This is a genomic window from Chromobacterium sp. INPA-IVC (assembly GCF_059047085.1).
Genome location: NZ_JBTNLS010000007.1, coordinates 44,782 through 58,253, shown reverse-complemented (window position 1 = coordinate 58,253; position 13,472 = coordinate 44,782). Strand labels below are relative to the sequence as shown.

At 65.5% G+C, this 13,472-nt stretch carries 17 protein-coding genes; 1 reads left to right on the top strand and 16 read right to left on the bottom strand.

Annotated elements, in window-relative coordinates:
- Positions 1–46: 46 nt before the first annotated feature.
- From ACX17K_RS14035 to ACX17K_RS13960, 16 genes are all read right to left on the bottom strand, one after another.
- Positions 47–625, bottom strand: coding sequence for a YmfQ family protein (locus tag ACX17K_RS14035; RefSeq protein ID WP_031295412.1), 579 nt, complete (start codon positions 623–625; stop codon positions 47–49).
- On the bottom strand, positions 622–1,710 hold the full coding sequence (locus ACX17K_RS14030; protein ID WP_493775276.1) for a baseplate J/gp47 family protein: 1,089 nt from the start codon (positions 1,708–1,710) through the stop codon (positions 622–624). Before ACX17K_RS14030 ends, ACX17K_RS14035 begins: the two co-directional genes overlap by 4 nt.
- The gene (locus ACX17K_RS14025) at positions 1,710–2,060 is read right to left on the bottom strand and encodes a phage GP46 family protein (protein ID WP_031295414.1); all 351 of its coding nucleotides are present in this window, start codon (positions 2,058–2,060) and stop codon (positions 1,710–1,712) included. Before ACX17K_RS14025 ends, ACX17K_RS14030 begins: the two co-directional genes overlap by 1 nt.
- Positions 2,061–2,119: 59 nt before the next feature.
- Positions 2,120–2,761 (bottom strand): phage baseplate assembly protein V, encoded by a 642-nt coding sequence (locus ACX17K_RS14020; protein ID WP_493775275.1) that lies wholly within the window; start codon positions 2,759–2,761, stop codon positions 2,120–2,122.
- A gap of 11 nt (positions 2,762–2,772) precedes the next feature.
- The gene (locus ACX17K_RS14015) at positions 2,773–3,819 is read right to left on the bottom strand and encodes a phage baseplate assembly protein (protein ID WP_231150484.1); all 1,047 of its coding nucleotides are present in this window, start codon (positions 3,817–3,819) and stop codon (positions 2,773–2,775) included.
- Positions 3,803–5,107 carry a DNA circularization protein gene (locus tag ACX17K_RS14010; RefSeq protein ID WP_493775274.1) on the bottom strand — a complete coding sequence of 435 codons (1,305 nt, stop codon included), beginning with the start codon at positions 5,105–5,107 and terminating at the stop codon, positions 3,803–3,805. The genes ACX17K_RS14015 and ACX17K_RS14010 overlap by 17 nt, the downstream gene beginning before the upstream one ends.
- Positions 5,107–7,329 (bottom strand): glycoside hydrolase family 19 protein, encoded by a 2,223-nt coding sequence (locus ACX17K_RS14005; RefSeq protein ID WP_493775273.1) that lies wholly within the window; start codon positions 7,327–7,329, stop codon positions 5,107–5,109. The genes ACX17K_RS14010 and ACX17K_RS14005 overlap by 1 nt, the downstream gene beginning before the upstream one ends.
- Positions 7,330–7,396: 67 nt before the next feature.
- Positions 7,397–7,771 (bottom strand): hypothetical protein, encoded by a 375-nt coding sequence (locus ACX17K_RS14000; RefSeq protein WP_046158002.1) that lies wholly within the window; start codon positions 7,769–7,771, stop codon positions 7,397–7,399.
- A 124-nt stretch (positions 7,772–7,895) separates the two neighbouring features.
- Positions 7,896–9,320 (bottom strand): phage tail sheath subtilisin-like domain-containing protein, encoded by a 1,425-nt coding sequence (locus tag ACX17K_RS13995; protein WP_493775272.1) that lies wholly within the window; start codon positions 9,318–9,320, stop codon positions 7,896–7,898.
- 67 nt (positions 9,321–9,387) lie between these two features.
- Entirely contained in the window at positions 9,388–10,086 is a 699-nt protein-coding gene (locus tag ACX17K_RS13990; protein WP_046158004.1) for a DUF1834 family protein, read from the bottom strand.
- A gap of 74 nt (positions 10,087–10,160) precedes the next feature.
- Positions 10,161–10,376 carry a hypothetical protein gene (locus ACX17K_RS13985; RefSeq protein ID WP_021475230.1) on the bottom strand — a complete coding sequence of 72 codons (216 nt, stop codon included), beginning with the start codon at positions 10,374–10,376 and terminating at the stop codon, positions 10,161–10,163.
- A gap of 10 nt (positions 10,377–10,386) precedes the next feature.
- A complete protein-coding gene (locus tag ACX17K_RS13980) occupies positions 10,387–10,584 on the bottom strand; it encodes a TraR/DksA family transcriptional regulator (protein WP_046158005.1) in 198 nt (65 codons plus the stop codon).
- Positions 10,581–11,144, bottom strand: a complete 564-nt coding sequence (locus ACX17K_RS13975) for a hypothetical protein (protein WP_493775271.1) — start codon at positions 11,142–11,144, stop codon at positions 10,581–10,583. Before ACX17K_RS13975 ends, ACX17K_RS13980 begins: the two co-directional genes overlap by 4 nt.
- Positions 11,141–11,362, bottom strand: a complete 222-nt coding sequence (locus ACX17K_RS13970; RefSeq protein WP_493775270.1) for a hypothetical protein — start codon at positions 11,360–11,362, stop codon at positions 11,141–11,143. Before ACX17K_RS13970 ends, ACX17K_RS13975 begins: the two co-directional genes overlap by 4 nt.
- Positions 11,363–11,364: 2 nt before the next feature.
- A complete protein-coding gene (locus ACX17K_RS13965; RefSeq protein ID WP_021475234.1) occupies positions 11,365–11,769 on the bottom strand; it encodes a M15 family metallopeptidase in 405 nt (134 codons plus the stop codon).
- A gap of 79 nt (positions 11,770–11,848) precedes the next feature.
- Entirely contained in the window at positions 11,849–12,268 is a 420-nt protein-coding gene (locus tag ACX17K_RS13960; protein WP_166441371.1) for a Mor transcription activator family protein, read from the bottom strand.
- Positions 12,269–12,606: 338 nt separating this feature from the next.
- Between ACX17K_RS13960 and ACX17K_RS13955 the strand changes: the two genes are divergently transcribed.
- The gene (locus tag ACX17K_RS13955; protein WP_493775269.1) at positions 12,607–13,353 is read left to right on the top strand and encodes a S24 family peptidase; all 747 of its coding nucleotides are present in this window, start codon (positions 12,607–12,609) and stop codon (positions 13,351–13,353) included.
- Positions 13,354–13,472 lie beyond the last annotated feature (119 nt).

Below are 13,472 nucleotides of genomic sequence, written 5' to 3'. Positions count from 1 at the left end.
GAAAAGGCGGGGAGAAACGCGCGGGAGGCGCGCGTCGGGAGACGGTTTACGGCTGGTAGGCGAAGTAGACGAAGGTATGAGCCGGCTTGAGATCGTTGAACAGCTCTTCCAGCCTGGGGTCGCCGAAGGCGCACAAGCGCTCGCCCGCCAGCGACTGGCCGGCGCGGAACTGGTAGGGGCGCACCTTGCTGCCGAACACCGTCACCTGCCATACCCAAGGGATGTCGGCGCTCCACAGCTGCTGGCCGGCGCGGTTGACGCCGGCGCGGAACGGTTGCGGCTCGGCGATCTGGATCTTGTAACCCATGCCGGCGGCCAGCCGGGTGAAGTAGGGGATGGACAGGCCGCCGGTTTCGGCCAGCTTGGCCAGCACCGCCTGCTGGCGTTGCTGGTAGGGCGCGTCGGGCGGCGGCGTCAGCCCGCATACCCGCTCCCAGTCCGGCAGCATGGCTTCGGCCTGCTGAGGGGTGACGGCGCCGGCCAGTTGGCGGGCGGAGTTCTGGGTACGGTCCAGCGCCGCGCCCTCGCTGGCCAGTTCAGCCTGCAGCCGCGGGCCGTCCGGTCTGTAGCTGACCGGCGGCAGCAGTCGGGTCAGCAAATCCTGATAGGGTGGTTGCGGCGTCATTTCAGCGGCCCCACGGTTAGTTTGCCCAGCCGCAGCCATTCCACCACCTTCTCATCGGAGATCGGATCGACATTGCCGGCCGGCCCGTTGAGCTGGCGGTCCTGCACGCCGGGCAGGTCGGAGATCAGCGCTTCGATCCGGCTCTTGACCAGCCGCTCGCCCGGGGCGAGGCCGGCGAAGTAGGCTTGCAGCGTTTGCTGCAACAGCGGCGTGAACGCGTCCAGGTTCGCGCCGCCCAGATTGAGCGCCACGTCGATGTCCACCGGGCGCGGCGTCGGCGCCAGCACCAGGCAGCTCTTGGCGGTGACCGGGCGCAGGTCTTCGATGTGGCTCTGCACATTGGCGAGGATTTCCTGCGACGGCAGGTCGCCGTTGGCGGTGATCACCACGTCCACGGTGCCCAGGCCGCGGCGCAGCGGGTAGACGTAGGCGGCGGAGACGCCTTTCACTTCCATCGCCCAGCGGCGGTAGTCGTGCTTGTTGCCGCCGGCCGGCGGGCGGCGGATCAGTTCCAGCAGCCGGTCCAGCAGGGCAGCGTCGTCCTCCACGTCCACGCCGTTGCGCATGCTGAGCAGCAGCGCTTTGGCGCCGACGCCGGACGGCGCCTGCATCAGTTCCACCGGCAGATTGTCCGGCTGATTGGCGGCGCTGCCGGCCTGGCTGGCGAAGACAGGCAGCTCGGCCTGCTTGTTGTCGTCCAGCCGGACCGAGTACGGGCTGCCGTCGGGATTGGTGGCCGGGGTGGCGTACAGCTGTTCGCCCACCCGCAGCTGCAAGCTGCCGGTGACGACGGCGCCGGCGGTGCCGTTGATGCGCAGCGTGCCGCTGGCCGCGGTAGGCGGCTTGCGCACGATGCCGCGCAGGCGGGCGTGTTGTTCCAGATATTCGCTGTCGGCGGTGTCGGGGAAGATCTGGCGGGCGATCCAGCTCTGGTGCTGGTACAGGCCCTCCACCGCGCTGGCCACCGAACTGGCGCGGACGAAGTAATCGCTGTCCGGCGCGATGTCGGCATCGGCGCGCAGGTTTTGCAGGTCGCGCAGCAGCGTGTCGCGGATGCTGGCGAAATCGGGAGTGGACAGAGGCATCAGGCTATCCTCACTTGGTGTTGGAAATGGCGGATGTGGCCGCCGGTTTCGGCGACTTCGATGTTCAGGAGCAGCCGGCCGGGGCCTTGCCGTTGCGACGACACCTGGACGCGGCTGGCGCGGCCGTCCTGCAGCAGCGGCTGCAGCGCCTGCTCGGCGTATTGGCAGGCCAACAGGTCGATGCGGCTGCTGTCCTTGCTGCGGGACAGCTCATGCAGGCGCGAGCCCAGCGTCGGGTCGGCCCACCAGCCGCCCAGCGGGGTCATCAGACGGAGGTAGACGGCGTTGGCGAGGGTGTCGGTGGAGCCGCCGGCGTAGTCGCCGGTGATGGGGTCCAATAGTGGGTCCATGGCGTTATTTTCCGGGTTTGGCGGTTGGAGGATCAGAGGACGCCGGTCAGTGGCGCGGCTTACTTGGGCGGGCTGGTGGGACCATTCGGCGCGTCATGGGTGTGGGAGGCCAGGCTCTTGCCGCTGGCTTTGACGTCGCCGCTGGCATTCATCGAGCCGGACAACTTGATGTCGCCGTTGACGCTGGCGCCGCTGCCGCCCTGGATGGCCAGGCCGCCGTTGCCGCTGATCTGGCCCTGGGCGATGAATTGCGCGCTGGCGTTCAGCTTGGGCGTGGCGAAGCTGGCCTGTTCGCTGGCATTGACCTGCCAGGTCTTGCAGTCGAGCTGGAAGGTGTCGCACTCGACGGCGATGATCCTGCCGCGTTTGAGCACGATCTTGCTGCCTTCGTCGCTGTACAGCGCCACTTCGCCGGGTTGCAGCGATTGCAGCCGGTAGCTGCCGTGCTCGGTGGCGATCACCACGCTGTGGGTGGTGCGGCCGCCCAGCGGCAGCACCATGGCCATGCTGCCCGGCGGCGGGTTGGAGGTGTAGCCGTAATGCTGGAACAGCTCGGCGTCCTGCAGCCGCTCGCCGGCCAGCGCGTCGGCCTGCACCGCCTGCACGCCGCCGTCGCTGTCGACGTGGGTGAGCACCGCGCGGAAGCCCTGGCGCACATTGCTGAAGGCGCGGCGGATGCGTTGGTCTACTTCATGCCACATGTGTTTTCTCCTTATTGCTTGCCGGCGCGCATCACCGGAATCCAGCACTTGTCTTCCTTCAGCGTCAGCCGGGTGACGCTGCCCTGGCCGCGGCCGCCCTCGAAAGTGCGGGACATCAGGAAATAGGTGCCGTTGATGCCGTGCGGCTCGCTTTCCACCTCGATGCGCTGGCCCGGCGTCCACAATGCGCCCTGGCTGTCGCGGTGGCCGGCCACGGTGGCGGTTAGCGTGTAGCCGGCCAGGCGGGCGTCGGCCAGCATCTTGTCGGCGCGGGCGGCCAGCTCGGCCGGGCTGGCGGCGTCCGGCTCCACCTGGATGCGCGGCTTGTGGTAGCAGACGTCGGAATCGAAGACGTGGTGTTGCATCGCGTGGCGGCCAGGCGTCAGCGACTGGCCGTGGCCCTGGCCCAGCAGCGTCAGCTCGGAATAGCGCTGCGCGTGGGAACGGGTCTCCGCCAGGCTGAGCACGTTGTTGCCCTTGCCGTCGCGGCGCAGGATCAGCCGCGCGCTGGCCGGCCGGCTGTAGTCCGGGCCGCCCACCACCAGGGTGCCGTCCGGGTCGAACCAGGCGGTCAGGCCGTTGGCCTGGGCGGCGCGGGTGAGCACGTCCCAGGCGCTGTTGCCGGGGTCGACGTTGATCTTCTCGATCTGCCCCTTGGCCTTGGCGTCGACGCGGATGCTGGCGATGCCCAGCGGCTTCACCACGTTGTCCAGCACGTCCTGCAGCGTCATGCCCTTGCCGGTGAACAGCGGCGCGCTGCAGTCGAGCAGCATGCCGGCCAGGTCGCGGCCGGACAGCGCCAGCTGGTGGCTGCCGGAAGCGACGCTGTGGCTGATGTCGTCGATGCGGCCCATCAGCACCGTTTCGTCGCCGACCAGCACCTTGACCAGCGCGCCCGGCTCTACGTCGGGCGGGAAGATGCCGCCGGGCAGGCCCAGCGACACCTGCCAGGCATCGGCGGCGACGACCAGGTCGGAGTCGACCGAGTAGTGGGTCCAGTCGCCGTGCTGGCGGCCGCCTATCTGCAGGCTGACGGTGTGATTAGCTGGCGTAGCCATAGACCAGGGTCCCCGGAGTCAGATGGTTGGGTTGGGACAGCTGCGGATTCAGCCGCAGCAGCTCGGCGGCGCGCTCGCTGTCGCCATACCACAGGTGGGCCAGCTGGCGCAGATTGCAGACGGATTCCACCTTGCGTTTCAGCAGCGGCGGCTTGGCGGCGATCAGCGCGGCGGCGCCTTGCTGCACCTGCAGGCCCAGCTCGCGCAGGCCATCCACCACCTTGTAGGCGTCCTCGGCCGGCAGCGCGGCGCGCCACTGGTCTATCGTGGTCTGCAGCGAGGCGCGCACGTCGCCGGCGATCTGTTCCAGCGCGGGCGGCGTCAGCGTCGGTTTCTGCGATTCGCTGGCGAAGATGCCGCCGGCGGCGGAGGCGAGCTTGGTGGACACGTTCAGCTGCAGCAGCGCGTCGATGCGGCGCTGGTCGTCGCTCCACACCGACAGCGAGGCGCTGGCGGATATCGGCGAGATGCCCTGGCGCACCGCGTCCGGCAGGCCTTCCAGCCGGCGGCGCAATGCCTTCCAGTCGGCCAGCGTGGCCGACGACATCTCGGCGGCGGTTTTCAGCGCCGGCAGCGGGCCGATCTCCGCTTTCAGATCGAAGCGCCAGTTGGCCGCCTCATCCACCAGCTGCTTGGCCTGGGCGACGAAAGCTTGCGGATAGGCGAGCAGGTCGGTCACCTGGGCCACCGCCTGATTGGCCATCGCGGCCAGCTGGCGGACGGTGGCGGTCAGTTGCTGGCGCAGCGCGGCGACGCGGGCCAGCGCGCCCTTGGCGGTGGCCACTAGGCCCTGGGCCTTGGAAAAGGCCTCGCCGGCCATCTGGCGCAGCTTGTCCACCTGCGACGAGATGGCCTCCACCTGCGGCAGCGTCTTCTTGGCGGCGAAGAAGGGATTGCCCGGCGTGGCTTCCACCCAGTTGACTTCCACGGTGCAGGAGTCGGTGGCGTCGGCATCGTGGCTGATCTGGTAATCCACCACCTGGGCCTGCGGCATGCTGCCGAACACCGGGTGGACCAGCTCGCCCGGGCCGGCGGCGTCCAGCGCGGCGACGAACTCGCGCAGCCGGTGCTGGTAATCCTTGCCCCAGAACATCGCCGACAGCGACACCTTGCGCGCCTTGCGGCCCAGGTCCTCCACGTCGGCCCCGTCCTTGTACGGGTATTCGTGCATCGCCTGGTCGCGCTGCGCGCTGTCCACGCTCTTCAGGCAATCAAAGCGCACGCCGCGGAAGCTGGCGTCCACCAGGGGGCCGGCGGACAGGCCGGCGAACACATTGAGGCTGAACATCAGCTCCTCCTTTGTTGTTGGCTGTTGGCGGCGTTGACGGCGGCGACGATGTTGCCGTTTTGCACGTCGACCACCACGCGCAGCGGTTGGGTCAATTGCGTCAGCGCGGCGCTGAGCTGCGCGATCAATGCGGACAGCTGCGCCTCGGCGGCGTTGCCTACCGCCGCGGGCGCTTGGCTGGCTGCGGCGGGTTTCTTAGGCGGCGCGGCCGGCTTGGGTTGGGCCTTGGGCTGATTGGCGGACGCTGTCGGTTTGGGAAGCGGCTTGGCTGCGGCGGGCGTCGGCGTCGGCGCTTTTGCTGCGGGTGCGGCGGGTGGCGCGGCCTGGGCCTGAGCGGCAGGATGGGCCGTACCGCTGACGTCCACCTTGCCGGCTTTGAAGCCTTCCATTCTTTGCATGCCGTCTTGCAGTGCGTCGCGTTCCGCGGTCGTCATGTCTTTCAGTTTTTTGCCGTGCAAGTCCAGACCGCGTTTGGCTGCTGTCTTGTAGATCATCTCGGCGTATTTCTGATGGTCTGCCTTGCCGGAGTGATCATCCATGGCATAGCCCGGCAGCATCTCTTCCACCGAATGATTGGCATGATCGTGAAACAGCAGCTGAGCCTGCGCGGCGCGGCCTGCTGCCTGGCTCTCGAAAATGGCGTAGCCGTTGTGGTCCAGATCGACGACGCCCTGGTATTTCTTTTGAGCCCTGGCCAAAGCCTTGGCTTTGCTTACCTTGAGGTGCTTGGTGGCCTCCTCGCTGCCGGTGAAGCCAAATTTCATATTGCCGGGATTGTTGTCGCGCCAGGAACGTGAACCGCCGGTCCGAGTTTCAGTCGTGCCGTTATTGAGTCGGTATTGCCGCGTCTTGTCTTCAGAACGAAGTAATTGTTGGATCTTGTCATCCCCGATGGTTTGCGGGGTAGGCTGGCTTGCGTTGGCTGCGGCCGCTTTTGGCTTCGGCTGGTTAGCTGGCTTATGCGCGGCTTGGGCTACGGGTTTCTGTGCCGCAGGCGCATGGGCCTCCTTCCCTTGAGCTTGCGCAGGCGCTTTCAGATATTCAGCCTTGGGGCGCAAAAATTTTTGCGGCTGTCCCCACCATGCGCCCTTGCCCATTTGGGCGCTGGACGCGCCTTTCTTGGACTGCGCGCCGAAGAAGCTGCCTTTGCCCATTTTTGCGTCGTAAGCCTCGACGATGCCGGTATGGTTCTTGTTTCCCTGCCACAGCGCGATGTCGCCGGGTTTGACGTCTTTGGCGTCGACTTCCTCGTAGTATTTGGAATTTGCCATGCCCGCCGTGGTTTGGTACGGAATGGCGTAGCCCGCGCCCGTCAGCGCCTGGTTGACCAAATGGGAGCAGTCGATGCGGTTGACGCCCTTGGCGTCTTTCTGGCCGTTGCCGCCGTACAGGTACTTGTAGCCGTTGAAGCGGCCGCGCTGGGACAGGATGGACTCTTGGTTTGTGTGCGGAGATTGAGTCGCAGGCTGTGCAGTAGCCGATTCAGTGGCTTTTTTTGCCTGGGGCCTGCCTTGTGGAGGCGGGGTATGAACGACAGGCTTGGCCGCTTCCGCATGCTGTGTTACGAGAGAAGGAGATGGTGTAGATTGTGAAGGAGAGGCTGGAGGCGATGTTGTAATCGGACCTTGGTTTAGATACTGCTCGTATTTTGTCTTTCTATCGGCATAGCCATTTTGGCCACCGTTAAGAATCTGGGTCGCCTGTTTGACATTGCCTGCCCGTGCCGCTTCAGCCAAACCTGTTTTATATTTCTGCCAGTACCAGATGGCGATTTTGGCAGCATTGTCGGGGTTTTCTGCCAATTCTGGATGATTGACGAGATCAAGCTTAAGCGCTTGACTGGCTGCTGCATATGCATCGCGTCCGGTTAGCTGTACGAAGCCGCGACCACGATATTTGATGCCGTCCCCTGAGTTTTTATTGCCCATGCGCCCACCGTAAATGGCGTCATAGACTTTATCTTGTCCAGAGTTGATCAGCGCCTGAGCCTGCTGTGTCGTGGTGATCCCTTGCGCGTTGAGTCTTTTCTTAAAGGTGTTTAGAAAATTGCTGGCTGTACGGTAGTTTCCCTCGCGCATACTACTGAAATTCAGGCTTTCATGGGCAGTCTGTGCCAGAAACATCGCCTGCTCTTTAGGGTCGCGAATGCCTGCCTGTAGCATGGCGTTAATCAGAACCGTTTTATTGTTGGCGGCAGTATGACTAGTCTGTTTCTTGCTCATCTCGCATCCATTTCCAAGAAAGCGCGATGCGCATGGCGCACCGCGCTGGTTTCAAGACGGTTGGGGTTTATTCAACGACCTTTCGCAGCGACATCAGCTTGATATCGCGGCGCGCTTCGCTTTCCACGCCGTATTTCTCGCCGACTTCCAGCGTGAAGCAGTCCAGGTAGCTGGTGCGCTTGCCGCCCGGGGCCAGCGGGAATTCGGTCAGCTTGGCGCCTTCGATCGCTTCCCAGTCCAGGTCGCCGGTCAGCGGGATGGAGACGGTGACCGCCAGGTCGTATTCGGAGATGCCGCGGGCGAAGCCCTTGGCGCGGCCGCTGGAGTTCATCGTCTTCACCACCTTGCGGCCGGTGCGGCTGCTGACGTTGAGGTCGATGACGTCGATTTCCTGTCCGTTCACTTCCAGGACGATGGAGCCTGCGTATTCTTTCAAAGCCATGAGACTTTCCTTTTCGATTCGGGATGTGCCGGCCGGGCGGCGGCCCGGCCGGCGGGGAGATTGGGAATGGGAGAAGGGACGAGGCGGACTGGGGCTGCGGAATCAGCCGCCTCGCCGCGCGCGCTTACAGCAGCAGGTCGATGCGGCCGGCGAAAACGTGCAGGCCGTTGACCACGTCCACCGGGATCTTGGCGTCCAGGCGGTTGGCGTCCTGCAGGTCGCGCTCGACGATCAGGCCGGCCTTGTTGGCTTCAACCTGCTCGATGATTTCCAGCTCTTCCAGCTTGTACAGCACGTCCAGCAGCTCGGAGCGGACCTTGGACGGGGTGCGGTCGGACAGCTTCTCGCGCGGGAAGCGCAGCGCGATGCGCTCGCGGCAGGCGCGGCGCACGTAGTCCAGCGTGCGGATGGTGGTGATGTCCAGCAGCGAGACGTCGTCCACGCCTTGCGCGTCCTTGGTGTAGGTGCTGATGGCGCGCACGATCTGCACGCGGTCGCCGGCGGCCACTTCCAGCGGGGTCACGCCGTTGTACAGCGCGTTTTCCTGCTCGGTGCGGCTGGTGCGGGAAGCCAGATCCACCACGTCCAGACCCTTCAACTCCAGGGTGTTCAGCGGACGGGCCGGATCTTCCTCGCTGGCGATCACGGCGGCGTAGGCGGCGGCGATGTCGGCCGACAGCTTGGCCGAGCCGCGGTACCAGGCGGCGGTGATGCGGCCGCTGTCCAGCTTGGCGGACAAGGTGGAGGCGTCGGCCAGCGCGCCGGTGGTGGCGATCACGCCGATGGCGCCGCGTTGTTCCAGCGGGCCGGACACGAAGTCCAGGTGATTGCGCAGCGCGGTCAGCGCGGCGTCGCCGGTGAACGGGCTGGCGATGATCTGGTGGCCGCCGCTCACCACTGCGGCCAGGGCCGGAGCGAGGTCCGGATCGCCGGCGCCGCCTTTCATCGGGGCGACGACGACGCCGAGGCCGGCGATCTGTTCCTGCGCCTTCAGCGCGACGCCGTTGCCGATGCTGCCCTTGTGGCGGGCGGTGAGGGTCAGCACTTCCTTGGCCGCGGACGCGGTTACCGGCAGGTCGGTCAGTTTGGCGATGGCGGCTTGCGCGTTGGCGGCGATCTTGGTCGGATCGTCGGTGGCGGCGACGGCCACATCGACGCGGACGGCGCCGATGAACAGGCTCAGCACGCCGGCGGCGGCGGCCGGGCCGCTGAAGGTGAAGGAACCGGAAGCGGCGGTGCCGGCGGCCGCGTCATCGACGCCGATGACGGTCAGCTGCAGGTAGGGGTTGGCGTTGATCGCGGCGCGCGCCATCAGGTGGGCGTTGGAGCCGCGGCCGAATGCCTGGGCGGCTTGGTCGTCGCTGAACACATCCAGCGCGGCCAGCGCCGGCTGCGCGGCGGTGTCGGCCAGGCGCTGGCCGATCACCAGCACGCGCTGCGGATTACCCGGCAGCGTGCGCACCGCCAGTTTGGTGTTGAACTCGAAGTATTTGCCCGGCTTGCGGATGGAGGCCGGAATCTGGTCGAAGCTGATGTTGGCGCTAGCCATAAGGAAAGGCTCCTGGTGTGGCGGTTGGGGAGGTGCCGCGCCGGTTGGCGCGGCGAGGGGAAAGCGGTTACTTGGGTTGCGGCGCGGGATTGGCGACTACGTCCTGGGCCTTGACGCCGGCGGAACCGGCCAGGCTGTAGTTGAGCTGAGTGCTCTGCCAGGTCTTGGCCGGATCTTCCAGCCGGCCGCCGAAGGCGCGGAACAGCGCGTCCGGATCGGCGTCAGTTTGCGGCGACGGCCAGTGGCCGTTGTCCAGCGCCTCGTCCAGCCAATAGGTGCTGAAGTCGCAGGCCACCAGGCTCCATGGCTGGCCGTCGCGCGGGGCCTGGCCCAGCGGGCGGACTTTTTCCGGCAGCAGCGGGTTCACCGCCAGGCCGAAATCCTGCGAGGCCAGCAGGCGGCGCGCGGCGTAGACCAATTGCCAGACGCCGGCGCCGGCGTAGTTGGCGTCGGCTTGCAAGCGGTCGCCGACGATGACGGTGAACAGCGCGTTGGCCTTGTAGCGCAGACGCTGGCTGGCCTGCGGTTGGCTGGACGTGATGCCGCCGGCCACGGTCCACAGCGCCGGCAGCCTGGCCAGCGCCTGGGGATTGATGGTGGGGCTGGACTGGCCCGGGGTGAGCCGGCTGGCGTAATCGCCGTGGGCCAGCTGCAGGCCGCACAGGGCGGTTTCGTCCAGGTCCGCCGCCACTTCGCGCACCATCCGGCCCATGCCTTGGCGCAGGCGGTCGGCGATGGCGGTTTGCACGGAAATCAGCATGGACATGGTCATTCCTTGGAACGATGGTGAGGATGGGGAGAGTGTGACGCCGGGCGGCGTCGGGGCTTAGCTGAGGGGTGTCAGTGCACTAGGCGCTTGAGCAGTTCGCCGGCCAGGGTGACCAGCAGCGCGGACAGGGCGCCGGATACCGCGCCGCTCTTGGCGGCCTGGATTTCGACGTCGCGCAGACGGCCGTCCAGCTCTTCCAGTTTCTTGTCCTGTTTGGCGAGGTGGGCGACGATCATGTCAAGCTTGCCTTCTATGCGGCCCAGGGCCAGCAGGTTGTCGTGTTCCACGTGAAACCTCTCACTTCTCGGCCAGTTGCTGGCACAGCACGCAGCGGGTGCAGCTGGGGATCGCCGCCCGGCGGGGGCCGGGAATCGGATCGCCGCAGTCTTCGCAATGGCTGAGGCCGCTTTGGCGCCATTGCTCGAAGTGGCGGGCGAGCGCCTGCTCGCGGAATTCGGTTTCCAGCTCGCTGGCCCGGTCGAAGAAGTCGGTCATGGTGTGGGTTCCTGTTGAGAGTAGAGTTGTTTCAGGGCGACAAGGCGTTGCTCCAGTTGCTGGCACCAGGCGCCGTAGTCGGCGGCGTGGGCGAGGAGATCGGGCGCCGGTAGCCCGGCATCGGCGCCGGAGGCTTGGGCGGCAGCTCCAGCAGGTAGGGGCTGGGCGCCGGGCAGCTCGTCGGGATAGCCGAGGAGCTGGCGGTAGAGGCGCAGGCTGTCAGGGCCAAGGCCAGTAAAGCGGGGACCATCGTTGCGGGTGACATCGTCTATCCTTTGCGCTTGTCGCCGTTGTTGCGCTTGCAGCGCCTGCTGTTGTTCCAGCAGCCGGCTTTCCAGTTGATCGATGCGTTGGCGCCACTGCCGCTGCAATTCCATGGCTGCGGCCTGGCGTTGTTGTTGCGCGCGGCTGTCAGTCGATTGCATCTCGGCGACGGTGGCCTGCAGCTTGGTTTGCCAGTACTGGCGGCTCTGGCTGTTGCCCAGCGCGTAACCGCCGGCGGCGGCGAGCAGCGGCAGCAGCAGGCCGGAACCCAGGCGGAGAAAGGAGGTGGGGATCATGTTCGGCTCCGGTCGCGATAGGCGGCGATCAGCCGCAGCGTGGCCGAGTAGCCGCCGACCACGCCCAGATAGATCAGCCAGATGTCGGCAGTCAGCGCGCCGCGCCAGCCATTGACCAGAAACATGATGGTGGCCGCGGCGCAGGCGATATTGGCCCACAGCCGGCTGTGGCTGAGACGGCGGCTGCGCGGATGGCGGAGCAGGTCGGCGAGGCGCATGCTCATTTCTCCAGTGACAGTTGGAAATGGGGTATCTCATGCAGCGGCGCTTCCAGCGTGCCGTGCCAGTACAAGCCCAAGGACTGGGCGATCCGCCCCATCACCTGCCAGTGAGGATGGTCGATGTCGCAGATGGGCTTGCCGGCGTGGAGCGGAACCACGTCGAAGGCGCGGGCGGCGGGATTGCCGTGCAGCATCGCGTTGTGGGCCGATTCGCCGGGACGCGCGTAGGTGACGATGACGCCGGGCAGTTCCCGGCCCCGGCGGTACAACTGTTCCTGCTCGGCGGCCGAGCGCCAGGTGCAGATCAGCAATGGGTCCACGCCCTGGTCCCGGCACAGGCGCAGAAAGGTTTCAGCCAGCGGCTGCAGTTGCGGGTGCAGATCGGAAATGGCTCGGCTTGCCATGAGGTCTCCTTTGCCTGATGAAATGCGTTGCTCGGCCTGGGAGGCGGGTAGGCGGCCCTCGGCGGCGCCGTGCCGGGGATCAGTGCACTTCGTAATCGGCCGGCGGGGTTTTCAGCACGCGCCAGACCATGCGGTCGCTGAGGCGATAGCGCATCGCCAGCACGCCCACCGCTTCGTTGGCGCCGAGGCCTTCCACCAGCATCGCGTCGAAGTCGCGGATCATCTGTTGATTGCGGGCCTGGCGCAGCGCGGTGCTGCAGCGCGGGATATAGAGGATGTCGCCGCCGAAATGGCCGGTCAGCCGCTCGGCCGCCTCTTGGCCGATCACCTCCACCAGCGCGGCGAAGCGCAGCTGGCCTGCGCGGCTCTGGTTCTTGGAGAAGGGCAGGGTGGTTCCGCCCAGCGCCTGCACTAGCTGCAAAGTGCGCGGCATGCCAATCAGCTGAGCGACCAGTTGCATGGTGGAGGGCAGAGCGGGATATTGCGCGGCTGTAGTCATCACGTGAGCTCCTGAAAGCCCTCTAAGGGCCTTGGCAGACAAATAGTTCTAAATGAGTTATAGTTTTAACAGGGTTAACCTAGGGCGAACCAAGGTTTTACGCGGTCAGTTTTTAGAACTGCTATGGTAGTAGAGTGCTCATATTTTAGCACTTTTATAAGTATCATTGCTAATCAGTAGAACTACTTATGAAGTATGATTGCTATTGTATGCCTTGCTTTTGAACTAAACAAGCAACGGGATGTCACTACTTATGTCAGTTACATTCGACAAAATGACAATGCAATGGTAATCTGGAGCACCGCTCCAACCGTGCATGACTTCCGATGGAGTTCCAAATGGAAAATTCGCAGCAACAGACCGATTTCCGGCAGCGCCTGGAACTATTGATCGGCAGCGAGAAGCCCTACGCTTGGGCGGCGCGCCACGGTCTCAACAAGGGGTCGTTCACCAATATGTGGTACAAGGGCGGCGTTCCGCGGGTCGGAACCGCGCAAAAGATCGCGGCCGGCAGCGGTTGCCGGGTCGAATGGCTGCTGTACGGCGATGGCCCGATGCAGGACGAGCGCGCGCAGGCGCATGAGGCCGCGCAACCGGCGGGACTGCCGGCCTTGCCCCCGCGCAGCGACGCCGATGAGCACGAAATCCCTGCCGGAGTACAAGAAGAGTTCTGTTTCATACCACGCTATAACTTGAAGGCGTCGGCCGGTTTTGGAACCAGCGCCGCCGGCGAGCAGCCAATGTTCTATATGGCCTTCCGCCGTTATTGGGTGAAGAACTATTTGAACGCTTCGCCGCGCGATCTGGTGGTGATCAGCGTCAAGGGCGACAGCATGAGTGGCGTGCTGGAAGACCGGGACACCATCCTGGTCAATACGGCCGAGCGCAACCCCGGCGAAGGCCTGTTCGTGATCCGCATCGGCGATGACATCTTCGTCAAGCAGCTGCAACGCTTGCCCGGCGGCGCGGTGCAGGTGAAGAGCGCCAACCCCTTGTATGAAACTTTCACCGTGGATCTGTCCCGCTCAGCCGGCGAGTTCGAAGTGATCGGGCGGGTGGTGTGGTTCGGCCGGCAGATCGCCTGAACGCGTCGGCGCGCATCCTGACGCACGTCGGGTTTTCTGGCTGCGCCCGCCGCGCGATCGATGCCGCCTTGATAGGCCTGGCTAGACGCCGGCCGCTCCGTGCAGGCTGGCCATCAGGT